Source organism: Nocardia sp. NBC_01327, from assembly GCF_035958815.1.
In the GTDB taxonomy this organism is placed as follows: domain Bacteria; phylum Actinomycetota; class Actinomycetes; order Mycobacteriales; family Mycobacteriaceae; genus Nocardia.
In genome coordinates, this window is the sequence record NZ_CP108383.1 from 3,626,718 (window position 1) to 3,649,837 (window position 23,120).

Genomic DNA, 23,120 nt, shown 5'->3' on the forward strand with positions numbered 1-23,120 from the left:
GGTCCAGAAGGCGCGCTGCCCTCTGGACCGAATCGGCTACGCCGAGCGATGGGCGATCAGGTACGCAGCCGGTGGATACCTGCGCCTATCCCTGACGGAAACATAATGTGCCCCACTGGAATCCGGCTCCGATGGCGGAGAGAACATAGGTATCGCCGGGGTGGAGACGGGCATCGGTGCGCGCCTGATGCAGAGCGGTCAGCACCCCCGCGGAGCCGGTATTGCCGAGGGTGTCGAGAGTGATGGGCGCACGCCGCATCGGCACTTCGAGCTCGGTCATCGCGGCGGTGAGGATATTGAGATTGGCCTGGTGCAGGAAGAAATGGTCGATTTCGGTGACATCGAGCCCGGCGTGGTAGGCGGCGGCGCGGATGCTTTCCGGCAGCCGGGTGGTCGCCGCCGCCCACACCGCACGACCGTCCATCCGGAGATAGTGTTCGCGCTCGGCGACGGTCCGGGCGCTGGTCGGTAGCCGGGATCCACCGGCCCGGATCTCGACGTCATGGGAGAGCTGAGATCCGAAGTCCCAGGCCAGAAGTCCGGCGCCGGTGGTTTCGGTGCGGGTCAGCACCACGGCCCCGGCGGCGTCGCCGAAGAAGACACCGGTGGTGCGGTTCAGGGGATCGGTGACCCGGGAGGCGCAGTCGGCGGCGACGACCAGCACCGCCCGTGCGGAAACCTGCAACAGATGGGCCGCGAGCAGAATGGCTTGCAGCCCATTGGCGCAGGCTGCCTGGGTGATGTCGATGGGCAGCGCCCGTCCGGCGCCGAGGCGGTCCTTGACCATCAGCGCCGTCGAGGGAAGCGGCTGGTCGTAGGTATAGGTCGCGACGATGACGGCGTCGAGATCGCGAGCTGCGATCCCCGCCTCGGCAAGTGCCGCGGGAGCGGCGGCGATGCACATATCCGAAACCGCCAGCTCCGGCGCCAGGCGCCGGCGTTCCCGGATACCGGTGCGCGCGACGATCCATTCGGCCGAGGTATCCAGCGTCCGGGTGAGGTCGGCGTTGGTGACGACCGTATCGGGCAGATGAATGCCGGAGCCCGACACCGTGATCGGTAGCGGCACGGGCGGCCGCACCGGCGGGGACTGCGGTTGATCGGTCGCGTAGGTCATGGTCATGTGCGGGCACCGTCCAGCGCGGCGGTGTTGTACGCGGGGGCGATCAGGGTATCGAGATCGATGTAGTACCGGCCCGATTCGCAGTGACTGCCGAGCAGGATACGGCGCGCGGCCGAGGTGACCAGCGCTCCGCCGAGTGCCACATCGGAGGCCAATTGCGGCCAACTGCTCAGTGTCCGGCCGATTTCCCCGAATGCGGAGGCGAGTTCGGGGCTGATTCGTTCGGCATCGACCATGGCCAAGATGAGATCCGCTTTCTCTTGATCCGAGAGCTCGGGCAGATCGGCAGCGCGGAGGTCGCCGATTCTGCCGTGCAGCAGTGGCCGATCCGGCTCCAGATCGAAGCGTTCGATATCGAGCATGCCGCGATCATTGCAATCCATGACCACCGGAATCCCCAGTGCGCGAGCGCATTCCCGAGCCGCGATCTTGACGTACGGCGTATCGCACTCCTCCACCAGCAGATCGATCGGTGTCCGATCGCCGTGGAAGAACTCGGCCATGGTGGTCTCGGTGAGCCCGCTCGTCATGATCTCGATATCCAGATACGGGTCGATCTCGAACATTTGGCGTGCGCAGATCACCGCCTTGCCGATGCCGAGATGATGTACGCCCGCACGCAGCCTGTTCATATTGGACAGGCTCAGTTCGTCGAAGTCGGCGAGCCGGAACGCGCCACCGACGCCTTCGAGCGCGAGCGTGACCGCGGCGCTGTTGCCGACCGACAGTCCGACGATCCCGATCCGGCGATCGAGCAGCCGGCGTTGCTGCGGGCGTTGGATCTTCTCGCGATTGCGGTCGGTGCGGACGAGCCGGAACTCCTCGCGCGGCAGCACATGCACCAGCCGCCCAGACCAGGGGTACCAGACCCAGCTGCCGTAGGCCCAGGCCTCGACCCCGGCCAGCTGCTCGTCGATCTTCCGCTCGAGTTCGGCCCCCGCATAGCGGCGATCGGGCTCCCGGCAGCGGATCAGCTCGGCCAATTGCGAGGTGATGGTGTCGTGCACGGCGGTGACCCGGCCCGATTCCAGGAGCGCGGTCAAGGCCGCATGGTCGGCGGCGTAGGTGGGTTCGAGCAGCACCGGCTGCCACCCGTCGGCATCCGGCACGGCTGCCGCCACCAGAGCCGCTGGCGCATCGCGGCTTTCGATCCCGGCCGCAGTCCACGCACCGAGATCGCCGCTCGTCGGTATGCCGAGATCGTCACTCGTCAGCGCTGGGAACTCCGCACGCATGCGGCCCACCAGATCGGTGTATTCACCCGCTCCCGCCGCGGTCCGGTGCAGCAGGATCACCACCTCCTCGGTATAGCGCTCGACATAGCAGCGAGTCCCCGCCACGGGATGAAATCCGAACCGGCCGTGGAACTGATCCTGGCCGTCCCGGGTCCCCGACGTGCCGATCATGATCTTGGCTCCGAGATGATGCGCGGCGCCGATCGCGACCGCGTTCAGATAGGCGCCGAGCCCCAGCTTGCGGGCTCGATGCTCCACCACCAGCCGACTGTGCTCGTAGGTGTCCTCGACCCCGGCGCCTTCGGCGGCCAGCAGTCGTTCGTACTGCTGTTCACCCAGATGCGCCCGGGACTGGAACAGCTCACCGGTCGCCGGGGTCGAGAGCCGGATATACCCCAGCACCGGGCCGTCCGGATGTCGCCGGGCGACGAAATGCCAGGCACCGTAATCCAATTCCTGATCGTCGACATGGGCGCCGGCGGCATCGCGGAAGCCCGGCCGCCGGCCGTTGTCGTACAGGATTCGAGCCCGCAGCTCCTGTAACCACCGCACCTGATCGGTGGGGTCGGCCCCGCTGCGGGGTGCTTGGAACGCCGAAACATGCCACTGCACATCAGGATTGCGGTTCCAGATATCGCGTCCGTCGATGGACGTGCGAGATCCGCCAGATACCGACACGTGCATGGATCCTTTCCAGGAATTCGTTTGCTGAGTGTGCTGTGCGTAGATGCGGACGAGCAGAGTACGTCAACGTCTGAGCGAATTCGAGCAGGAAGAACACGTGTTTCTCGTGCCATGAAGGGCTAGCGAGCCGTGTTGCTAAATAGTAGCTGTGTGATCTGGCAAATGACCAACTGGACAAATCGCCGTGGTGTGTCCGAGGCGCAGGAGACCGCGGAGGGCGCGGTGCGCACGGCGGAGAACGCAGTGGGCGACAGGTCGGCAGGGGCCCACCGGCGGCGATGTACACGCGGGCGAGCGCCCTCGGCCCGGCGGCCGGAGCGGTTCGGGAAGTGCTGTGCAGGGCCGGGATTCACCGCCCGGGGCGGCGCGGCTACTTACGCCGGGACGTCACCGGCGCGGCGCGCATCGAGCCAGGCGAGGGCCGCCGCGGTGAGCGCGGTGACGCCGTGGGCGATGGTGGGCTCGGCAAGCGGCGCGAAGTACGGCGAGTGGTTCATCGGGATGTCCTGGTCGGTCGTGCCCTTTTCCTGTGCGGCCGCGACTTTCGCCGGGTCCGCACCGCCGAAGAACCAGAAGGACAGCGGCGCACCGGCGGCCTCGGCGAGGTAGCCGACGTCCTCGCTGGCCGGGAAGGCGCCCATCTCCAGGACCTGCTCGGCGCCGAGAGCGGCCCGCAGCGCGGCGCGCGTCTTGTCCAGTGCGACAGGTTCGTTGATGGTGACGGGCAGCCGGGTCAGCGACTCGATCGTCGGCGGGCGGTCGGCGCCCGCGGCCTCGGCCTCCGCATCCACGATCCGCCGTATCGCCTCGAGCACCTTGGCGCGCAGTTCGGGCGAATAGGTCCGAATGCTCAGGCCCAATTCGGCCTGATCGGCGATGATGTTCTCCTTGGTGCCCGCGTGCAGCGTGCCGACGGTGACGACGGCCTGGTCGGATGCGGCGATCTCACGGGACACGATGGTCTGCAGGCGCATGACGGTCGCGGCGGCCATCACGATCGGATCGACCGTCGTCTCGGGGCGCGAACTGTGGCCACCGCGGCCGTGCAGGGTGATCCGCAAGCTGTCGTTCGCGGAGAGGATCGCGCCCGGGCGTGTCGCCACGGTGCCCACCGCGATCGGCAGGACATGCTGGGCCAGCACGATTTCCGGCTTCCCGAAGCGTTCGAACAATCCGTCGTCGACCATGGCCTGCGCGCCGAGGCCGATCTCCTCACCCGGCTGGAACACCCCGAGCACGGTGCCGGACCACCGATCCCGGTCGGCCGCCAGCATTTCGAGCGTGCCGAGCAGGCAGGTGACGTGCATATCGTGGCCGCAGGCGTGCATGGTCGGCCGGCCGCTGTCCGGATCGGTGGCGCTCGAGGCGTAGGGCAGTTCGGTCTGCTCGCGCAGCGGCAGTGCGTCCATATCCGCGCGCAGCATGATCAGCGGGCCGGGGCCGTTGGCGAGGCGGGTGACAACACCGGTCCCTCCGACTCCTTCCGTCACCTCATAACCGAGGGCCTTCGCGCGCCGGGCGACGATCGCCGCGGTGCGGTGCTCGGCGAAGGACAATTCCGGATGCGCGTGCAGGTCTCGGTACAGCTCCGCTAGATCGGCGGTAATGCTGGCGACACGACTGTTGATCGACGGCACAGCGCCTATGATCCACGGCTCGGCGCCGCTCATGGCGGTTTCACCGTTTTCGTTCCTTCTGGAACAAGCGCACACAGTGTGATCGAGGCTGTCACGCACGACATTTCGGGCATTCGCGACAAACGTTTGACCGGCGGCAATGGATCGGCAATGGATATCGACAGAGCCGAATCCCTTCCACATGAAACCCTTCGGTCCGGGGCGGTGGCGGACTAGCCTGTGCGAGTAGGTATGTGGTCGGTCGATCGATTGAAGTGGTGATTGGATTGGACAGGGTTATCCCGCTGGATCAGCCGCATACCTCGCGCATCTATGACTACTTCCTCGGGGGTAAGGACAACTACGAGGCCGACCGCAAGGCCGCGGAGGAGATTCTGCAGGCGTGGCCGGATATTCGGACCGCGGCGCGGGTGAATCGGCAGTTCATGCAGCGCAGTACGCGGTTCCTGGCCGAGGCGGGGATTCGGCAGTTCCTCGATATCGGGACCGGGATTCCGACCGAGCCGAATCTGCATCAGATCGCGCAGCGGGCCGCTCCGGATGCGCGGGTGGTGTACGTGGACAACGATCCGGTGGTGATGGCGCACGCGCGGGCCTTGATGCCCGGCGGAACCTCGGGGACGACGACCTATATCCAGGGTGACGTCACCGATCCGCTCGCGATCCTGGCCGCCCCGGAATTGGGTGAGGTGCTGGATCTATCCCAGCCGGTCGGTTTGAGCATGATCGCGCTCCTGCATTTTGTGGAGGCCAGCGTCCCGGCGATCGTCTCGGCCTTCCTGAGCGCTTTGGCTCCCGGCTCGTATCTGGTGATCTGCACGATCACCGCCGATTTCGCGCCGGAGCAGGTGGTCGCTGCCCAGGATGTGTATCGGGTGCGCAGATTGCCGGCGCAGGTGCGGACGCATGATGAGGTCACCGGGTGGTTCTCCGGTCTGGATCTGGTCGAGCCGGGTGTGGTGCCGCCACATCGATGGGGTCTGGTGGAGACCACCGAGATCTCCCCGGCCTTCGATGCCAAGGTCTCGTGCTACTGCGGCGTGGGCCGCAAGCCCTGACCGGGGTCGGCCGATCGAGCCGGTCGGGAAATTGCCGGGGTATTGCTCGTACCGCCGGGGGCAGCGATAGGGTGAAGGGCCTCCGATAGATCTGGTAGCCGATGATCGATCCCGAGCCGTTCGACACGCAGCGTGACCACGTGGCCCCGTCACTTCTCGCTGAGCTCGAGTCGGCGGGGTTCGAGCAGGTCGAGGAAATCGGGCGGGGTGGTTTCGGGGTGGTGTACCGCTGCCGGCAGCCCGCCCTGGATCGAACGGTAGCGGTCAAGGTGCTCACCGCCGATCTCGACGCCGAGAACCGGGAGCGATTTCTCCGGGAACAGCGTGCGATGGGACGCCTGACCGGTCATCCCAATGTGGTCGATGCGCTGGAGGTCGGGACGACCACCGGCGGCCGTCCGTACATCGTCATGCAGTACTGCGCCCAGGGTTCACTCGACGCGAGAATCCGGACCACCGGACCGCTTTCCGTCGAAGACCTTCTCCGACTGGGTGTTCGGCTCGCCGGGGCGCTGGAAACCGTGCACCGTCTCGGCGTGCTGCACCGTGATATCAAGCCCGGCAATATCCTGCGCACCGATTACGGCGATCCGGCGCTCACCGATTTCGGGATCGCGCACTTCTCCGGTGGCTTCCAGACCGAGACCGGGATGGTGACCGGCTCCCCGGCCTTCACCGCACCCGAGGTGCTGACCGGGGGGAGTCCGAGCGTCGCGTCGGATATCTACAGCCTGGGCGCCACCCTCTTCTGCGCGCTCACCGGTCATGCGGCGTTCGAACGCCATTCGGGAGAGCAGGTGGTCGCGCAATTCGTGCGGATCACCACCCAGCCGGTACCGGATCTGCGTGCGGAGGGCATCCCCGACGAGGTCTGCGCGGTGCTCGAGCGGGCGATGGCCACGCGCCCCGAGGATCGGCAGCCGAGTGCCGCGGCACTGGGGGAGGAGCTCCGTGATATCCAGCGCCGCAGTGGGTTTCGCGTCGACGATATGGCATTGCGGCTCGATGTCGATGAGTCTCGGACCGGTGCCCCGTCGGTATCACGGCCGGTGACCGAAGCGGTGCGCCGAGAAGGGGTGATTCGAAACCTGCCCCTGGAGCTGACCAGCCTCATCGGTCGTGACCGTGAAGTCTCGGACGCGCAGCATTTGCTGTCGACTGCCCGGCTGGTCACCTTCACCGGTATCGGCGGGGTCGGTAAGACGCGATTGGCGGTCCGGCTCGCCGCGGCGGTCGCGCGCGATTTCGCGGACGGGGTGTGGTTCGTCGAACTCGGTGAGCTGATCGACGAGGCGCTCCTGTCCGGCGTCGTCGTCGCCGCGCTGGGTGTGCGCGAGTCGGGGCAGTCGCCCGAGGACACGCTGCTCGAATTTCTGGGAGCGCGCCGCGGACTGCTGATCCTCGACAATTGCGAGCAGGTGATCGACGGTGCGGCGAAATTGTGTGAAACCCTGCTGAAAGGCTGTGCGCGACTGCAGATCCTGGTCACCAGCAGAGAGGCGCTGGGCATCGGCGGGGAGGCCGTCCTGCGGGTGCCGCCGCTGACGATTCCCGAATCCCGCAGTGCGCCGGTGCCGCAGGCGTCGGAGCGGTACGCGGCGGTTGCGCTGTTCGCCGAACGGGCGCGGGCGGCGGTGCCGACATTCGAACTCACCGAGGACAATTGGGCAGTCATCGCCCACATCTGCCGTCGGCTCGACGGCGTCCCGCTGGCGATCGAGCTGGCCGCCGCGCGGCTGCGAGCCATGTCTCCCGAACAGCTCCTGAGCCGCCTCGCCGATTCCTTCGGATTGCTGACCCGCGGCGCCCGGGGATCGTCCACCCGGCAGCAGGCGCTGCGGCGGTGCATCGATTGGAGTTATCAGCTGTGCACCTCGCAGGAGCAGCTGATGTGGTCGCGGCTGTCGGTATTCGCCGGCGGCGTCGATCTCGAAGCCGCGGAACAGGTCTGCGCTGCGGAGACGGCGTCCGGCGATGTGCTCGATATTCTCACCGCGCTGGTCGATAAATCGATTCTGATCTGCGAGCCGCACGGTTCGACGGTGCGCTTCCGCATGCTCGAGATACTGCGCGATTACGGCCGCGAGCAGGCGCAGCACAGTGCGGAGTATCCGGACCTGCGGCGGCGGCATCGCGACTGGTTCCTGCGGTTGGCGTCGCAGGCGCAGCAGGAGTGGGTCAGTGCGCGGCAGCTGGAGTGGATCGCGCGACTCGAGCGGGAGCAGCCGAATCTGCGAGATGCCATGGAGTTCAGCGTTTCCGATGATCCGGTCGCAGGACTTCGCATCGCGTCGGCGCTGTACCAGTATTGGAGTTCGCGCGGCCTGTACGGCGAGGGGCGGCGCTGGTTCGATCGATTGCTGGACGGCGATAGGGGCAACCCCCGCGCCGAGCACGTCATGGCGCTCTACGCCGACAGCGCGCTCGCCGATATGCAGGGTGATCTCGAGGGCGCCGGGGCGTTGGTCCGGGAAGGACAGGCGCTGGCGACATCGGCGGACCCGGCCGTCGATGCGATGGCGGCGTATGCGGCAGGCTTTCTCGCCTACAGCGGCGGGCAGATTCCGCGCGCCCGCGCCCTGCTGACCGATGCGGTGGCGGAATTCGGGCGGCAGCAGAGGATCGCGCCGCTGGTCGAGGCGCTGATCATTCTGGGCCTGTGCCACGCGCTGTCCGGAGCTACTGAGCAGGCAAGCGATTGCTACACGCAGGTTTTGGAGATCACCGAGTCCCGGGGCGAATCGGTGGGCCGATCCTATGCGCAGTGGTCGATGGCGGTACTGCTTTGGACCAGCGGTGAATCAGACCGAGCCACCGAACTTTTGGATGAAGCGCTCACCAGACTGGCTCGGCTGGTCGAAGATCCGGTCGGCACCGCCATGTGCCTGGAGGCGCTGGCCTGGATCGCCTGCGATACAGGCGATCCGGAGCGTGCGGCGGTGCTCATGGGCGCCGCGGCCGCGCGGGGCGCCGTGGCGAGCAGTTGGCCGATCTCGCTGCCGAACCTGACTGCCAGCCATGTCGATTGCGTTCGATCCGCCGAGTCGGCCTTGGGCCCAGCGGGATTCGCGGCCGCGACCCTGGTCGGAGAGGGTCTGTCGAGCGCGGCCGCCGTGGCCTATGCGCTCGGGGAGTGACGTAGTCGGCGTCTGCTGCGTGGTCGCTGGTAACCCCTGGGTCACGAAGATCGAATACGATCGCGACGCAGTGAGATTCGATCTTCAGGGAAGTATGGGTAGTGCGTTGACGAGCGTTCGTAAGGCCATTGCGGGAGTCCAGATCGAGTTGGTCCGGAAGGTAGTGAATGTCCTGACCGTGCCGCAGCGCTTGCCATTGCCATGGGGGCCGACCCTGCGTGATCGGGTCGAGGGTAAGACGGTGCTCATCACCGGGGCGTCCAGCGGTATCGGCCGCGCACTGGCGCTGCGGGTGGCGGACGAGGGTGCGACCGTCATCGTGACGGCCCGCCGCACAAGCGAATTGGATCAGCTGGTCGCCGAGATCGCGGAGCGGGGCGGGCGGGCGTTCGCGCTCACCTCGGACCTGTCCACCGCCGAGGGCATCGACAAACTTGCCGATGAGGTGCTGGTCGAGTTCGGCGCCCCCGATATCCTGGTCAACAATGCGGGCCGTTCCATCTGGCGTTCGCTCGCCAGTTCCGAACACCGCCTGCACGATTTCGAACGCACCATGCGCATCAACTACTTCGGTCCGGTCGGGCTGATGCTGCGCTTGCTGCCGGAGATGCGCCGCCGCGGTTCCGGGCACATCGTGTCGAGTTCCTCGCTCGGCGTGATCACCGATGTGCCCCGTTTCTCCTCCTACCTCGGCTCCAAGGCCGCGCTGGAGGCCGTGATGCGGGTGGCGGCGGTCGAATGCCTTTCCGATGGAATCTCTTTCACGGATGTGCGGCTGCCGCTGGTGGCCACCGATATGAGCGCCTCCCTGGGCTGGAGCGGCTACAAGACGTTGTCGGCCGAGGCCGCGGTGGATATGCTCGCCGACGCCATCGTGCGCCGTCCCGCCCATCTGGAGAATCTGCACGGCGCGCTGTCGCTCTGGTTCAACCTGCTGCTGCCGGGTGTGGCTCGTCGCGGGCTGAGCGAACTCCACCGCAGGCTGCCCGATCCGGGGCTCGCGAAAGCGACTGCGCCGCACGCGGAACCGGCCGCGGTCGCCGATACTGCGGTCGTGCCCGCGCACGACTGAACTTTCACAGCAGAAACGGCCGGTCCCTCACACGTTCGTGAGGGACCGGCCATGCTCCGCGATGTGCGGACCTCACCGCGAATGCGGTTGCCGAGTCACCGGTTTCGGCTCAGGAGCCGGACGATCCGGTGCCCGACAGCAGGCCGGACAACAGCCCGCCGGCGCTGCCGCTGCCCAGACTCGAGGATCCGGTCGAGACCTGCAGGTTCCAGGTGCCGCAGCCGGTGGTGAAGAACGCGATATCGGTCGACTGGATGGTGACGCTCGCCGAACCGTTCACCGCCCCACCGGTCTGCAGCACCGCGGTGGCACTGGGGGTGAGCGCCGACAGTCGCGCCCACGCGCAGGTCGTGAGGGCGGTGGTGGTGGTGTAGGTGCCCGCCTGGATATCGGTGCCGACATTGAAGATGGAGTCGGTGCTCATGCTGGTACCGGCCGCGCTCGCGGTACCGGTCGAGCTCAATACGGCGGTAGCGGCGAGAGCGAGCCCGCTGACCCAGAGTGACTTGCGCATATAGGGGGTCCTCAATCATCTGAAACGAATGTGTTTCGGAGGCTAGTGCGCGCGGGTTCGCTCTGTGGGCATATCCAGGAACCTCACAGGAAGCAGCGGAGTCGCGGGCGGATGGCCGACATCGGCCATCCGCGCCTGCCGTCTAACCCGCTTCCGCGTAGCGAGCCGGTGCGGCGGTCGCGCCGGCCGCCTCCAGCGCCGCGCGCTGCGCCGCGCCGGCGAGGAACGGGAGCCGGGTGTCGGCCACCGAGGTCGGAATGCTGCCGAGGTGGTTGGTGACGAACGCGACGGAGAGCCCGAGGGTGGGAATGGCGAGCGCGCCGGAACCGCCCAGGCCGAAGTGGCCGAAGGCGCGGCGGGTGAGGCGGGTTCCGACAATCGCGCGATGGTAGCCGCGGGCGAATTGTGGCGCGGCGCCGAGGACGTAGTCGTAGCGGCTGTTCGCGGGCATATGGGCAATGGCCGCGGCGGTTTCGGAGCGCAGCAGGCGGCGCTGGCCCAGTTGGCCGTCGTTGGCCAGCGCGCCGTACATCTTGCCGAGCGCGCGTGCGGTGAAGGTGCCGTTCCAGCCGGGCATCATGGCGTCGTACGGGCGCGGTCCGGTGGTCATATCGGCCCAGCCGTCGTAGACCGCGCTGCGGGCGGAACGAATCTGGCGGACCCCGGCGAAGGGTGCGATCAGGGTATCTATCGGGATGCGGGCGACGCCGAGGCGCGGACCCAGCGTGGCGATGCGGTGACGCTGATCTTCGGGGACGCCGAACCAGAAGTCATTGTCGCCGAGAGGTTCTGCCACTTCGCTGCGCAGCACGTCGCGGAAGTCGCGGCCGGTCGCGCGCTGGGCGATCTCGGCCACGAGGGTGCCGAAGGTGATGGCGTGATAGCCGGAGGCGCGCAGCCGCAGCGGATCCGGTGCGGCGGTGGCGATGGCCGCCGCCACCAGGTCGTGGTCGAGCAGCTGGTGCACCTCGGGTAGCAGATCGCGAATGCGCTGCAGCCCGGCGCGATGGCTGAGCACATCGCGAATCGTGATGTCGGCCTTGCCGTGTGCGGCGAACTCCGGCCAGTAGGTCGCGACCGGCGCATCCAATTCCAGCACGCCGCTGTCGATCAGGCGGTTCGCCACGGTCGCGGCGACACCCTTGCCCGTCGAATACGACAGGGCGATGGTGTCGGCCTGCCAGCGCCGATCCGGGGCCGCCCACCCCGACCAGATATCCAGCACCGGCTCACCGTGCAGATACACCGACAGCCCGCCGCCGCCCTGCCGTTTGCGGCGGAACATATGGAAGAACTTCGCCGCGACAGCAGTGAATCGGTCATCGATCAGCATGGACGTACTTGCGGTCGGCATGGTCAGACTCCTTTGTCTGTCGCGCTCACAGCAAAGCCCGTGCTAACAACTGCAAGCATCTTGCTAACTGACTGTAACCGGGGCCGATCGAACCAGGCAATGGATCGCCGCCCTACTGGCGGCTGCTGCCTACCGCCGCATGTCCGCCTGCGGTACCGGCCGATCGCAGACGCGCCAGCTGTCGGTCTTCTCCAGAATGAACAGGTACCGATCGCCCTTTTTGTCGGGTTCGGTCGTGTAGCGAATGAACGCTGTCAGCGACCCCCTGGGGGGAGTGAGTGTGATCGATACAACACCCCACAGCATGCCCGCACCCCGCCGTTCGAGGTCGCGACGGGCCTGCTCGGCGAAGACCTCGGCCGGTATCTGCTCGAGCTCGGATCGCAATGCGCCACAACTGCTTTCCACCGCCAGCGCATGATCGCCGCGATTGTGCGCGGCAATCAGCGCGGCGACCACCGCTTCGGCCTCGAGATGCTCGCCCTCCCCGGCCGTACTGTTGCTGTCCCCCACCGAATGCCTCTCCCGAATAGCCCATATCACCCAAGTGGTGGTGGCGACGGCAATGTCGCGGTAGACCACTATGGTCGACTATTCCAGCGCTGCAATCGGTTACCGAATCGGTGTCCGATGAACCGGCGTCAGGGATGTACGACGGTCACCAGGTTGATCAATGATTGCTGCTGGGGGCCGTCGGCGAGGGGCTGGCCGAGTTCCTGGATGTAGTCGGTGAGGTAGACGCGCTCGCCGGTCCAGCCGCGGTGACCGAACCATGCGGTGGCTTCGCCGCGAGGCTCGTTGTAGATCAGGCGCACCCAGTCCGAACCGCCGTCGCTGTCGGCCATGGCGGTGGCGGCTTCTTCGGGCAGGGGATCCATCTGCTCGATCGCGACCTGGCTGCCGGGGGCGCTGAGTGCGTCGATGGAGTCGAACAGCTGGTCCTGTGCGGCCGGGGGCAGGTAGATCAGCAGGCCCTCCACCAGCCAGGCGCTGGGCAGGGCCGGGTCGAAGCCGCTCTCGCGCAATGCTTTCGGCCAGTCTTCGCGCAGGTCCACCGGTACCTCGTGGCGCTGCGCCAGCGGCTTGTGGCCCGCCTCGGCGAGTGTTTCGCGTTTGAACTCCAGCACCTGCGGGCGGTCCAGTTCGTAGACCACGGTCCCGCCGGGCCACGGCATGCGGTATGCGCGGGCGTCCAGACCGGCGGCCAGAATGACCACCTGCCGGATGCCGGTGGCCGCGGCCGCGGTCAGGAAGTCGTCGAAGTAGCGGGTGCGGGAGATCTGATGCTGCTGGAACTGGATCCCGAATTCGGGGGTCAGCAGTGGATGGTCGGGCACGCGACCTTCGAGCAGATCGACCCACTCCTTGCCTGCCGCCCGCACGAAGATCTCGGCGAGCGGATCGTGCGCCGGTGCATCGGCCGCACGGCCGGCCAGTGCGCGGGCCGCCGCGACGAACAATGCCGTAGATCCGACACCGGTATTGATATCCCAGGAATCTCCATCGGTTCGCATGCTCGCCAACGTACCGACTGCGGCGGGTCCGGGCCCGCCGCAGCGGTTTTCGCCGCGTGAAATCAGCGCTCAGGCGTCGAAGTTGCCGGAAGTCGGGACGCGGAGGCCGTCGAGCGTCACCGCGAGCAGTCGTTCCGCCGCCTCGGGCGTCGTTTCGCAGGCCACGCCGATCCCGTGGCCGAACCGGAGCACATCGCGGGGTTCGATATCCCTGCGGATCGCGCCCGCGTCCTGCGCGGCCTGCAGTACCGCCGCCGCTGCCCCGGTGATCGCCGTCCGGCACAGCATGAAGGTCGGCGTGTTGTGGTCCATACCGGCCTTCAGGGTGGTGGCGAGGCTGCGATTGGCCATCACCCACTCCACCTGCTCACGCAGCCAGATCTCGAATGCCGCTTCGGCCGAGTGCTTTTCGAGCAGTTCGTGGGCGCGCTGGCTGAGTTGCTCGATGCTGGAGCGGTAGACGGCCTCGATCAGCACTTCTCGATTCGGAAAATGCCGGTACAGCGTGCCGATGCCGACGCCGGTGCGGCGCGCGATCTCTTCCAGCGGAGCGTCGGGGCCTAGCTCGGCGAATGCCTCCTGAGCGGCCGACACGATCCGCTCGTAGTTGCGCCGCGCATCGGCGCGCATCGGCTTTCCCGTCGGCGGTGCTTCCACGGACCCTCCAGTAGAAAACGGATGGACCCTCCGGATAGACTTGCGCAAGTGGAGGAACCCTCCATATGATAGCTCTATCGAAACGGAGGCATCCTCCGTTTGATTTCATTCGATGGAGCCTCTCTTGTCGACCACCCTTTCTTCGAACAATGCTGTCGCGGACACCCTCGTCTCCGCGCCCCCCGAATCAAGCCGACTTCGATCGAATATCGTGCTGGCCACGCTGCTGACCTGCCAATTGATGATCGTCCTGGATGTCACGGTGATGAATGTGGCACTGCCGCGCATTCAAGCCGACCTGCATTTCACCGCCACCAGCCTGTCCTGGGTCATGAACGCCTACACCCTGGTCTTCGGCGGACTGCTGCTGCTCGGCGGGCGTGCCGGTGATCTGTTCGGCCGCCGCAATCTCTTCATCGCCGGCGCGACCCTGTTCACCGTGGCCTCGCTCGCGGGCGGTCTCGCGCCGTCGGCCACCTGGCTGCTCATCGCCCGTGTGGTGCAGGGCGTCGGTGCGGCGATGGCCGGACCCAGCACGCTCGCACTGCTGACCACCACCTTCCGTGAGCCCAAGGCGCGCATTCGCGTACTGGCACTGTTCTCCGGAATGTCCAGTGCCGGTTTCGCCATCGGCCTCATTGTCGGCGGTCTGCTGACCGAATGGCTCAGCTGGCGATCGGTGCTGTTCATCAATGTGCCCTTCGGGCTGGCGGTCGTGGCACTGGCGCTGCGCTATCTGCCCAGGGCCGCACGGCAATCCGCGCATCTGGATCTGCCCGGCGCGATCACCGCCACCACCGGTGTGGCCGCACTGGTCTACGGCTTCATCCGCGCCGCATCGGACGGCTGGGGCAATGCGACCACCGATATCTCCCTGGCGGCCGGGGTCGTCCTGATCGCCGTCTTCCTCGTCATCGAATCACGCACGGCCCAACCGCTACTGCCCCTGCGATTGTTCGCCGACCGCAATCGCGCCGCCGCCTACGCGAGCATGTTCCTGGCGCCCATGGCAGGCATGTCGATGTTCTTCTTCCTCACCCAGTTCCTCCAGGACGTCCTCGGATTGAGCGCTCTGGCAACAGGCTTCGCCTTCCTGCCCACCGCCCTGCTGATGTTCACCATGATCCGTACCATTCCACGCCTGCTCCCGCGCTTCGGCCCGAAGCCCCTGGCCATGATCGGCACGGCATCGATGGTGGCCGGGCTCGTCCTGCTGACCCAATTGACGGCCGACAGCGGCTACTTCCCACTCCTGTTCGTGGCCATGTTGCTCATGGGTTTCGGTCTCGGCCTGGCGGTTTCGCCACTCAATGTGATCATCATGTCGAACGTGGAACCCCATGACGCGGGCGCCGCCGGTGGCGCACTGCAAACCCTCCAGCAAACCGGCGCCTCCCTGGGCCTGGCCATTCTGGTGACAATCTTCGGCACCGCCTCCCGCGGCGCCGGCGGCTCCGCCCAGCACGCCCTTGTCACCGGTATCACCACCGCCTTCGCCGCCGCCGCAGCCATCGCCACCCTCACCTTCGCGGTAGCCCTGACCTTCCGAAACACCCGCCCCGCGAACTGAATACGCGCACTCCACCCCTCCGCCTGGTCGATGCCCGACCAGGCGGAGGGCCTGCGCCGGGAACTCAGGCGCGAGCTCTGTCCCGGGCCAGGGCGCGGTCGCGCTGTTCCTCGAAGCGGGGGATCTTCACGTGCTGCATATCGTCGAGGAAGCGGGCGAGGCGGTCGCGGGCCTGTTCGCCGCGGGCGGTGAAATCGTTGCGGCCGAAGATATTCCATTGGCGGACTACGGGCATGAGGACGTCTTCCAGGTGCTGGCGCAGGTCGTAGACGCCGTGTTTGGCCATCAGGACGCCGTTGCGGCGGAAGTTGGGCATGCCCGCCCCGGGCATCCGGAAGTTCTCGACGATGGTGTCGATGGCCTCCATGGCCTGGTCGGGGACCAGGTCCAGGGCTGCGCCGCACATGGTGCGGTAGAAGATCATGTGCAGGTTCTCGTCTGCGGCGATGCGCTGCAGCATGCGGTCTGCGATCGGGTCGTCGCAGACGCGGGCGGTATTGCGGTGGCTGACGCGGGTGGCCAGCTCCTGGAAGCTGACGTAGGCGACCGAGTAGAGGAAGCCGGCTTCGCCTTCGAGCACCTCGGTGGGTGCGTTGAAACCGTGTGTCATATGCGCCATTCGGTCGTTCTCCAGCGCGACGGGGTCCACGCCGCGGGTGACCACGAGGTAGTCGCGGATGACCACGCTGTGCTTGTTCTCCTCCGCGGTCCAGCGGCCCACCCAGGTTCCCCAGGCGCCGTCGCGGGAGAAGTTCTCGGAGATCTCACGGTGATAGGAGGGCAGGTTGTCCTCGGTGAGCAGATTGGTGACCATCGCCGCCTTGGCGACCTCGCTGAGCTTGGATTGTTCCGGCGCCCAGTCGATTCCGTCCAGCATGGCGAAGTTCCGGCCCGCGTCCCACGGAATGTAGTCGTGCGGATGCCAATCCTTGGCTCGTGCCAGATGCTGGTGCACGCACTCCTCGGCGGTGGGTTCGAGCTCGGACAGGATCTCTCGCTGAGTCAACTGACGCGGCACACCATGCTCCCGGGTCCAGGGCCCGCGCCTGATGCGCTGCGGCCGAGTCGTATCGACCAACTCACCAGGGAATGCCGCTGTCCGTTAGGGGCAAAAGTCCCGACGGCCGAGGATGTTGAGATAGCTCACACGGGGAGGTCGATTCGAGTGGCACTGGCACCTGACCGACGGATTGGGCAACGGTCCGGGAGTCGAGGGGTCGACTCCCGGACCGTTTCGTGTTCCGGCCACCGGCGCTGTGTATCAGCGTCCCGCTGGGCACCATCGGATCCTGCGCCAGCATCGCAAGCAGTCTGCGTTGCCGCGACGACCAGCGCATTCCCCGATATCTGCACGCTTGCGGTTCGCCGCACCGTGCCCGGAGCAGACCGGGTGGCGATCGCCGTTGCTGGCGAATCTCCGCCGGTCACAAGAAGTCTCACGGACGCGGCGGCCGACGTCGAACCGGGGGGAGGGGATGGCACGGCGCGTCGGTGGGTTGGCACAAACGGGACACCGGCTATCCGAAGATCGCGAGGAGCCGCCGGCTGCGCGCGATCATCGCCGGGGCGCTCTCGTCCGGATGGTGCAGCCACCAATCGACCAGTGCGGTAACCGTGCCCATCCAGACCGCCGTGACGGCCGACAGATCCTCGGGGTCGGTCAGCCCGCGTCCGTCGAGGACCCGGCCCACGCCCTGTCCGGCCTGTTCGGCGATGCGCCGCCGCGCACCCTGGGCGGCCTGCGCGGCGGCCCCGTCCGCGGGATGCGATCGGTCGAAGAGGACCTTCCAATCATGCGGTCGCGGTTCGAGTGCGGTGAAGATCGCCGCGAGCGTGTGCTCGGCCATCTGCAGCGTCGCCGGACCGCTGATCGCCTCGTCGATCGAATCGCCGAGTGCGGCCGCGGCCCGCTGCACACACGCCACGTACAACCCGTCCTTGGTGTCGAAGTAGGCGTACACCAGCGGTTTCGACACCCCGGCCCGGGTGGCCACCACGCCGAGCGACAGACCGGCATAACCGACCCGGGCGATCTCCGCGGCCGCGACATCGAGGATCTGCGCCTCGCGCTGCGCCCGCGGCACTCCCTTGGTTCCCGCACCGCTCACCACTGCCGCCTTCCGTCCGCACCTTTGACACCGGATTGAGCTCTCGGTAATTTACCAAATAGTCAATTAATGCGCGCCGGGCTGCGGCAGCCCATGAACATCACCTAGGACGGCGTCGAATGAAGAACCCACTGATCACCGCGTTGCTCAATCCGACACCGTCGGTCAGGGACTTCTTCGGCGGCAGCACACCCGATCTGCGCGGCAGGACGGTAATCCTGACCGGCGCCTCCTCGGGCATCGGCGAATCGACCGCACAGCTGCTGGCCGCACGCGGCGCTCGGATTCTCGCCGTGGCCCGCGACCGCGAACGACTCGATACCGCCTGCAAGGTGATCACGGCCGCGGGCGGCGCCGCTCACGCCATGCCCTGCGATATGACCAGCCCCGATGAGGTGGCAGCACTGGCAGCCGATGTGCTCGACCGCTTCGGGCCGCCCGATATCGTGATCAACAATGCGGGCCGCTCGATCCGCCGCACCGCACTCGAGGCCGCCGACCGCCCGCACGACTACGAACGCACCATGGCGGTCAACTACTTCGGTCCCGTCCGGTTGACCCTGGCGCTGCTCCCGGCCCTGCGCGAGGCCGGTCGCGGCCACATCATCAATATCGGCACCTGGGGCACCACCGCCGGAGTAATGCCCAAATTCACCGCCTACCACGCCTCCAAGGCCGCGCTGTCCGCCTTCGGCCGCAGCCTCGGCGCCGAATGCCACGGCACCGGAATCGCGGTCACCACAATCGGATTCCCGCTGGTGCGCACTCCCATGATCAGCCCCACCGGCGACTACGACACCCAATCCGCACTGACCCCCGAACAGGCCGCGCAGTGGGTCCTCACCGCGATCCGCGATCGCCCCGTCGAACTGTTCCCCACCTACGCCGCCGCCCTGCGCCTGATCTCCACCGTGTCACCACGTCTCGCCGATGCTCTGGTCCGCGCCGCCGGCATCTGAACCCTCCTTCAGCCCAGCGGCTTCCGGCGGATCGGCGCGAAGGTCGGCACCGGATCCTTGCCGAGGAAATCGGCTATGAGCAGATTGCAGAGATCCGGTTTCTCGGCGAGCACGCCGTGTGAGGTCCCCGGAACGATGGCCAGCTCGGCCTCCGGCAGGCTGCGGTACATCTCGAGCGCGTGTTCGAGCCGAACCTCATCGTCGTCTCCCACCAGAATCATTGTCCGACTGGTGATCTGCCGCAGCTCCGCGGGAGTCAGCGAGGGTTCCCGCGTATGTTCGGCCGCGATCTTGGCGACAATGGTGTCGTAATGGTCCGCGCCGTCGGGGGAGACCTCGGCATAGGTATCCCGCATGAAGTCCGGCGGCGTCAGATCATGATCGAGCACGCCGTCGGCCCAGCCGTCTCGATGGAATACCCCCGCGGCGAATACCAAGCGCCGCACCAGATCCGGGCGGCGCAGCGCGACGAGCAAGGCGACCACCGCGCCGTCGCTGTATCCGGCCAGGAATGCCGGTCCACTCACGACATTCTCCAGGAACGCGATGGTGTCCTGCGCCATCAGCTCGAAGCTGATCGGCCCTTCGGCATCGGGAGTGCGCCCGTGCCCACGCCGATCCGGCGCGTAGAGACGGAACTGCCGCGCGAGCCCGTCGAAGTTCGGCGTGAACGCGCGGGAATCGACCCCCGCGGGATGGAGCAGTACCAGCGGGTCGCCTGCTCCGAGTTCCTGGTGCCACATGTGCACGATGCCGGGCCGGGGAATCGTCATAGGGAACCACCTCTGCCGTTGCGTTTCACCACCTCGTACCGCAATGGTGATTGGTCGGTCGACCATTGGTGTAGACGGCCCCACGGGCCGACTTCGCTGCCCGTTTTAGAGGCGGCGGATGCGGGCCAGCCAGGCGGCTACGTCGACGCGGCCGTTGTGCTGTTCCATGTGAGCTGCCGCCTCGGCGACCGAATCGGTGACGCGACCGCGATAGCGGGACGGGTGCAGGTCTTCCAATTCCCAGCCCTCCGTGAAGGATTCGCGGATGATCGAATCGCTGATGCGGGGACCGAAGCCCGGTTCGCTGTCCGACAGTGCCAGGATATGTACCAGGCCGCCGGGGCGGCATACCGTGTGCAGGCTGCGGACGTACTCGGCGCGGGCGTCGGGGTCGGTGCCGAAGATGTGGAAGAGGGCGCTGTCGACGATGGTGTCGAATACGGGCTCGCCGTCGTCGGCGAGAGTCGGGGCCTCGCTCAGATGTAGTGCGTCCGCGACATCGAAACGAGCCTGTGGCACACCCTGTTCCGCCGCATTGCGGCGTGCCCACTCCACCGCGTTCGGCGCCAGATCAACGCCTCGAACGTCATATCCCAACCGCGTCAGCAAGATCGTGTGCTCCCCGGCCCCCGTGCCCGGATCGAGCACCCGTCCCCGTATCCACCCCGCCCGCTCCAACTCGACGATCGCGGGCTGCGGCTCGCCGATCACCCACGGTGCGATGCCACTGTCGTAGACGGAATCCCAGAATTCAGCTGGCCTAGTCATACCTCTACTGTGGCCCCTCGACAATGGTTGAGGTCAACCCCGCCACGCCCCTGGATACTTTTCGGCGACGTTGCGCGGCGATAGAATTCCGGCATTCGATGGACGCACTCCGGGATGCCGGTCGGCGTCACAGGTTTTCGGCGGCGTTGGACAATGATGCTGAACGTAGATGGTGGTGGCACTTTCACCGCAGGGGCAGTCGTTCCGGGGTGGGGTGCGAGACCGGCTCGGTGGGCGTGATGACCGGGGCCGAGGAAGTCGGGGCGCGGTTCGTCGCCGCGCTGGCGCGGGCGGCCGGATCGGGAAGTCCACGCGGGGCGGGTCTGCTGAGTGTCGCGTGCGTGCAGGTACTGCCGGTGACGCGGGCCGCGATCATGATCTGGACCGGGCCGGGCGGGTGGGAGATGCTCGGCGCCTCCGATTCCGAGGCAGCAGATTATGCGCAATTGGAGGCCGCGACGGGGGAGGGCCCGGGTCCGCAGGCTCATCGGCACCAGGCGCCGGTACTGGTCCCCGATGTCGCGGCGGCACTGGGGGCGGGTCGATGGCCGCTGCTCGCGGCGGCCGGGTTCGCACACAAGGACGGCGGGGTCTTCGCCTTTCCGCTGCAATTGGGCGCGATCCGGGTCGGGACCCTGGACCTGTACGCCGACACCATGCTGGACAAGGCCGGGTTCGCCGCCGCCGTACAGGTCGCCGAACTCATTACCACCCTGTTGCTTTCGGCGACCCCGGATCCGCGCCCGGAACTGCCCGAGCAGCACCGCGCCGACGCGATCGACGTCTTCACGCACGCCATCAACGACAGCTATCGCCTGGGTTCGTGGTGGGAACCGGCGCAGTCGACCCGGGAGATCCATCAGGCCACCGGGATGATCGCCGCACAATTGGGCACCGACATCACCACCGCGTATGCGCGCCTGGTCGGCTTCGCGCTGGCGGCGAGCCTTCCGATCGCGCAGGTCAGCGCGGACGTGGTGGCCCACCGCGTACTTTTCCGCCCCGACGACGGTAGTGAGCCCGATCCGGGACCCTCTTAAAAGTGTTGTGTTACAGGAGGTTCGAACGATGACTGGGCGAGAGCGTGCGCTGATCGCGGCGTTCGTGCAGTTGGCCGACACCCTGGTCGCGAACTACGACCCGGTCGAATTGGCCCAGGAGTTGGTCGATGCGGCGGTCGCGCTGCTGCCGGTCACCGCCGGAGGAGTGCTGCTCGTCGACTACCGCGACCAGCTGCAGGTATTGTCCTCCACCAGCGAAGGGGCCCGGCTGCTCGAGCTGTTCGAGCTGCAATCCCGCGCCGGACCGTGCCTGACCGCGTTCCGCACCGGACGCGCCGTGCTGGTCGAGGACCTCGACCACGATCAGGGCAGATGGCCCGCCTTCGCGCGGCGCGCCCGCGAGGACGGCGTGCGGTCGGTGTACGCGCTGCCGATGCGGCTGCGCGAGGAACGCATCGGTGCGCTGAACCTGTTCGCCACCAGCCCCGGCCGGCTCGACGAGGACCAGGTCGCGATCGCCCAGGCCCTCGCCGATGTCGCGACCATCGGCATTCTGCACGCCCGCGTGCTGGCCGATCACCTCACCGTCGCCGCACACCTGCAGGGCGCGTTGAATACTCGCGTCGTCATCGAGCAGGCCAAGGGTCTGCTCGCCGAACGCGGCGGCCTCGATATGGACGCCGCATTCCAAGCACTACGTGCCCACGCCCGCCACACCAATACCCGCCTGGCCGATCTCGCGCGCGCGGTCATCACCCGCGAAGTCGACGCGACCGCTGTCCTGACCCGGCTCGCGGACCGGAGTGATTTCGGTGGAAGCGGCGCGAATGATAGTGAACCCGAGTAGATCTCGAGCCCTCCTCCGTTCGCTGCGGTGACCGCAAGCAGGCATTGATCGGCGAGTGCGAGGACGTCTCGATCCCCGGCATTGACGTCGGCGGCCACCGTGTGTATTTTTGTGAGCGCTCGTTCAACTATGGGAGTTTCGATGGGGCGTACACAGCAGTGGGATCGGGCGCAGGTGCTCTCGGCTGCGATGCAGCTGTTTCGCCGGCGCGGGTACCTCGGCGCCTCGACACGTGAACTGGCCGAGGCGACCGGGTTGCATCCGGGAAGTCTGTACCGGGAGTTCAGTAATAAGGAAGACCTGTTCTGTGCGGCCTTGGACGCCTACAACATCGAGGTCGTCCAGGGCCGGGTGCGGCAGCATATGGCCGCCGCACAGGATCCCGTGGCGGGCATCCGGTCCTTCTTCGTCTCGGCGATCGACACCGGGGTCGAGCGCGATCCGGGATGTCTTGTCACCAATACCGCGGTGGAATCGTTCGGCCTTCCCGAAGCCACGGCGGGCGTACAGCGCGGACTCGACATTATCGAGTCCGGCTTCCACGATGCCCTGACCCGGGCCCGAGCACTCGGGCAGCTGCGCGAGAGCGTCCGGGCCGAAGTGCTTGCCGCACAGCTGCTCGCCACCTATCAGGGCCTGCTGGTCCTGGTTCGCGCCGGTGCTCCGGCCGCCAAATTGCACATGATCACCGACGGCGCACTGGCGTCGATCGGCGCTACCGAGGGGAACGAAAATGACTGACGAACAACAACTCTGGGACAGCTACTCGGCCTGCTGGTCCGCCGACCCGGGCGCACGGCCCGCCGCACTCGCCGCCGTCGCGATCGACGACGTCACCTACCGCGACCCCGGGACCGAGGTCGGCAACCGCGCCGAATTGGCCACGTACATGCAGGGTTTCGCGGACGCGTTCCCCGGCCACCGCTTCCGCATCGATGAGGTGCTCGCCCATCACGACCGCTCACTCGCCCGCTGGACCCAGGTCGGCGCGCAGGGCGAGCCCGTGGGTTCGGGCGTGAGCTCCGCCCGCCACCACGACGGCAAACTCGCCGACATCACCGGATTCTTCCTGCCGGCGTCGTAGCCGGTTGTCGATGGCCGGCCCGGCC

21 protein-coding genes are annotated in these 23,120 nt (G+C 67.1%); 9 read left to right on the forward strand and 12 right to left on the reverse strand.

Annotated elements, in window-relative coordinates:
- Positions 1 to 85: 85 nt before the first annotated feature.
- The 3 genes from OG326_RS16240 to OG326_RS16250 form a co-directional block, all read right to left on the reverse strand.
- Positions 86 to 1,123, reverse strand: coding sequence for a 3-oxoacyl-ACP synthase III family protein (locus OG326_RS16240; protein ID WP_327145471.1), 1,038 nt, complete (start codon positions 1,121 to 1,123; stop codon positions 86 to 88).
- Entirely contained in the window at positions 1,120 to 3,036 is a 1,917-nt protein-coding gene (locus OG326_RS16245) for a ThiF family adenylyltransferase (protein WP_327145472.1), read from the reverse strand. Before OG326_RS16245 ends, OG326_RS16240 begins: the two co-directional genes overlap by 4 nt.
- 380 nt (positions 3,037 to 3,416) lie before the next feature.
- Entirely contained in the window at positions 3,417 to 4,712 is a 1,296-nt protein-coding gene (locus OG326_RS16250; RefSeq protein WP_327145473.1) for an amidohydrolase, read from the reverse strand.
- 233 nt (positions 4,713 to 4,945) lie between these two features.
- On the opposite strand from OG326_RS16250, the gene OG326_RS16255 reads away from it, so the two are divergent.
- From OG326_RS16255 to OG326_RS16265, 3 genes are all read left to right on the forward strand, one after another.
- Complete coding sequence (locus OG326_RS16255; RefSeq protein ID WP_327145474.1) at positions 4,946 to 5,737, forward strand: SAM-dependent methyltransferase; 792 nt, start codon at positions 4,946 to 4,948, stop codon at positions 5,735 to 5,737.
- Positions 5,738 to 5,838: 101 nt separating this feature from the next.
- Positions 5,839 to 8,874 carry a protein kinase domain-containing protein gene (locus OG326_RS16260; protein ID WP_327145475.1) on the forward strand — a complete coding sequence of 1,012 codons (3,036 nt, stop codon included), beginning with the start codon at positions 5,839 to 5,841 and terminating at the stop codon, positions 8,872 to 8,874.
- Between the two features lie 106 nt (positions 8,875 to 8,980).
- On the forward strand, positions 8,981 to 9,946 hold the full coding sequence (locus OG326_RS16265; RefSeq protein WP_327145476.1) for an SDR family NAD(P)-dependent oxidoreductase: 966 nt from the start codon (positions 8,981 to 8,983) through the stop codon (positions 9,944 to 9,946).
- 109 nt (positions 9,947 to 10,055) lie between these two features.
- Here OG326_RS16265 and OG326_RS16270 read toward each other — a convergent pair whose 3' ends face one another.
- From OG326_RS16270 to OG326_RS16290, 5 genes are all read right to left on the reverse strand, one after another.
- Positions 10,056 to 10,460, reverse strand: a complete 405-nt coding sequence (locus OG326_RS16270) for a hypothetical protein (RefSeq protein ID WP_327145477.1) — start codon at positions 10,458 to 10,460, stop codon at positions 10,056 to 10,058.
- 142 nt (positions 10,461 to 10,602) lie between these two features.
- Positions 10,603 to 11,814 carry a serine hydrolase domain-containing protein gene (locus OG326_RS16275; protein WP_327145478.1) on the reverse strand — a complete coding sequence of 404 codons (1,212 nt, stop codon included), beginning with the start codon at positions 11,812 to 11,814 and terminating at the stop codon, positions 10,603 to 10,605.
- 129 nt (positions 11,815 to 11,943) lie between these two features.
- Entirely contained in the window at positions 11,944 to 12,327 is a 384-nt protein-coding gene (locus OG326_RS16280; RefSeq protein WP_327145479.1) for an Rv0361 family membrane protein, read from the reverse strand.
- Between the two features lie 128 nt (positions 12,328 to 12,455).
- Complete coding sequence (locus tag OG326_RS16285; protein ID WP_327145480.1) at positions 12,456 to 13,328, reverse strand: class I SAM-dependent methyltransferase; 873 nt, start codon at positions 13,326 to 13,328, stop codon at positions 12,456 to 12,458.
- Between the two features lie 69 nt (positions 13,329 to 13,397).
- Positions 13,398 to 13,958, reverse strand: a complete 561-nt coding sequence (locus tag OG326_RS16290; RefSeq protein ID WP_327145481.1) for a TetR/AcrR family transcriptional regulator — start codon at positions 13,956 to 13,958, stop codon at positions 13,398 to 13,400.
- Positions 13,959 to 14,109: 151 nt separating this feature from the next.
- Here OG326_RS16290 and OG326_RS16295 point away from each other — a divergent pair, with 151 nt between their 5' ends.
- On the forward strand, positions 14,110 to 15,555 hold the full coding sequence (locus tag OG326_RS16295) for an MFS transporter (protein ID WP_327145482.1): 1,446 nt from the start codon (positions 14,110 to 14,112) through the stop codon (positions 15,553 to 15,555).
- 64 nt (positions 15,556 to 15,619) lie between these two features.
- Here OG326_RS16295 and OG326_RS16300 read toward each other — a convergent pair whose 3' ends face one another.
- Entirely contained in the window at positions 15,620 to 16,573 is a 954-nt protein-coding gene (locus tag OG326_RS16300; protein ID WP_327145483.1) for an acyl-ACP desaturase, read from the reverse strand.
- Positions 16,574 to 17,072: 499 nt separating this feature from the next.
- Positions 17,073 to 17,663 carry a TetR/AcrR family transcriptional regulator gene (locus tag OG326_RS16305; RefSeq protein WP_327145484.1) on the reverse strand — a complete coding sequence of 197 codons (591 nt, stop codon included), beginning with the start codon at positions 17,661 to 17,663 and terminating at the stop codon, positions 17,073 to 17,075.
- Between the two features lie 119 nt (positions 17,664 to 17,782).
- Here OG326_RS16305 and OG326_RS16310 point away from each other — a divergent pair, with 119 nt between their 5' ends.
- Positions 17,783 to 18,622 (forward strand): SDR family NAD(P)-dependent oxidoreductase, encoded by an 840-nt coding sequence (locus OG326_RS16310; protein WP_327145485.1) that lies wholly within the window; start codon positions 17,783 to 17,785, stop codon positions 18,620 to 18,622.
- A gap of 8 nt (positions 18,623 to 18,630) precedes the next feature.
- Here the strand turns inward: OG326_RS16310 and OG326_RS16315 are convergent, their stop codons facing one another.
- On the reverse strand, positions 18,631 to 19,395 hold the full coding sequence (locus OG326_RS16315; RefSeq protein WP_327145486.1) for an alpha/beta fold hydrolase: 765 nt from the start codon (positions 19,393 to 19,395) through the stop codon (positions 18,631 to 18,633).
- Positions 19,396 to 19,500: 105 nt separating this feature from the next.
- Positions 19,501 to 20,163, reverse strand: coding sequence for a class I SAM-dependent methyltransferase (locus tag OG326_RS16320; RefSeq protein WP_327145487.1), 663 nt, complete (start codon positions 20,161 to 20,163; stop codon positions 19,501 to 19,503).
- Positions 20,164 to 20,402: 239 nt separating this feature from the next.
- On the opposite strand from OG326_RS16320, the gene OG326_RS16325 reads away from it, so the two are divergent.
- From OG326_RS16325 to OG326_RS16340, 4 genes are all read left to right on the forward strand, one after another.
- On the forward strand, positions 20,403 to 21,203 hold the full coding sequence (locus tag OG326_RS16325) for a hypothetical protein (RefSeq protein ID WP_327145488.1): 801 nt from the start codon (positions 20,403 to 20,405) through the stop codon (positions 21,201 to 21,203).
- Positions 21,204 to 21,231: 28 nt separating this feature from the next.
- On the forward strand, positions 21,232 to 22,011 hold the full coding sequence (locus tag OG326_RS16330; RefSeq protein ID WP_327145489.1) for a GAF and ANTAR domain-containing protein: 780 nt from the start codon (positions 21,232 to 21,234) through the stop codon (positions 22,009 to 22,011).
- Between the two features lie 141 nt (positions 22,012 to 22,152).
- The gene (locus OG326_RS16335) at positions 22,153 to 22,752 is read left to right on the forward strand and encodes a TetR/AcrR family transcriptional regulator (RefSeq protein WP_327145490.1); all 600 of its coding nucleotides are present in this window, start codon (positions 22,153 to 22,155) and stop codon (positions 22,750 to 22,752) included.
- Positions 22,745 to 23,095 (forward strand): nuclear transport factor 2 family protein, encoded by a 351-nt coding sequence (locus tag OG326_RS16340; protein ID WP_327145491.1) that lies wholly within the window; start codon positions 22,745 to 22,747, stop codon positions 23,093 to 23,095. Before OG326_RS16335 ends, OG326_RS16340 begins: the two co-directional genes overlap by 8 nt.
- Positions 23,096 to 23,120 lie beyond the last annotated feature (25 nt).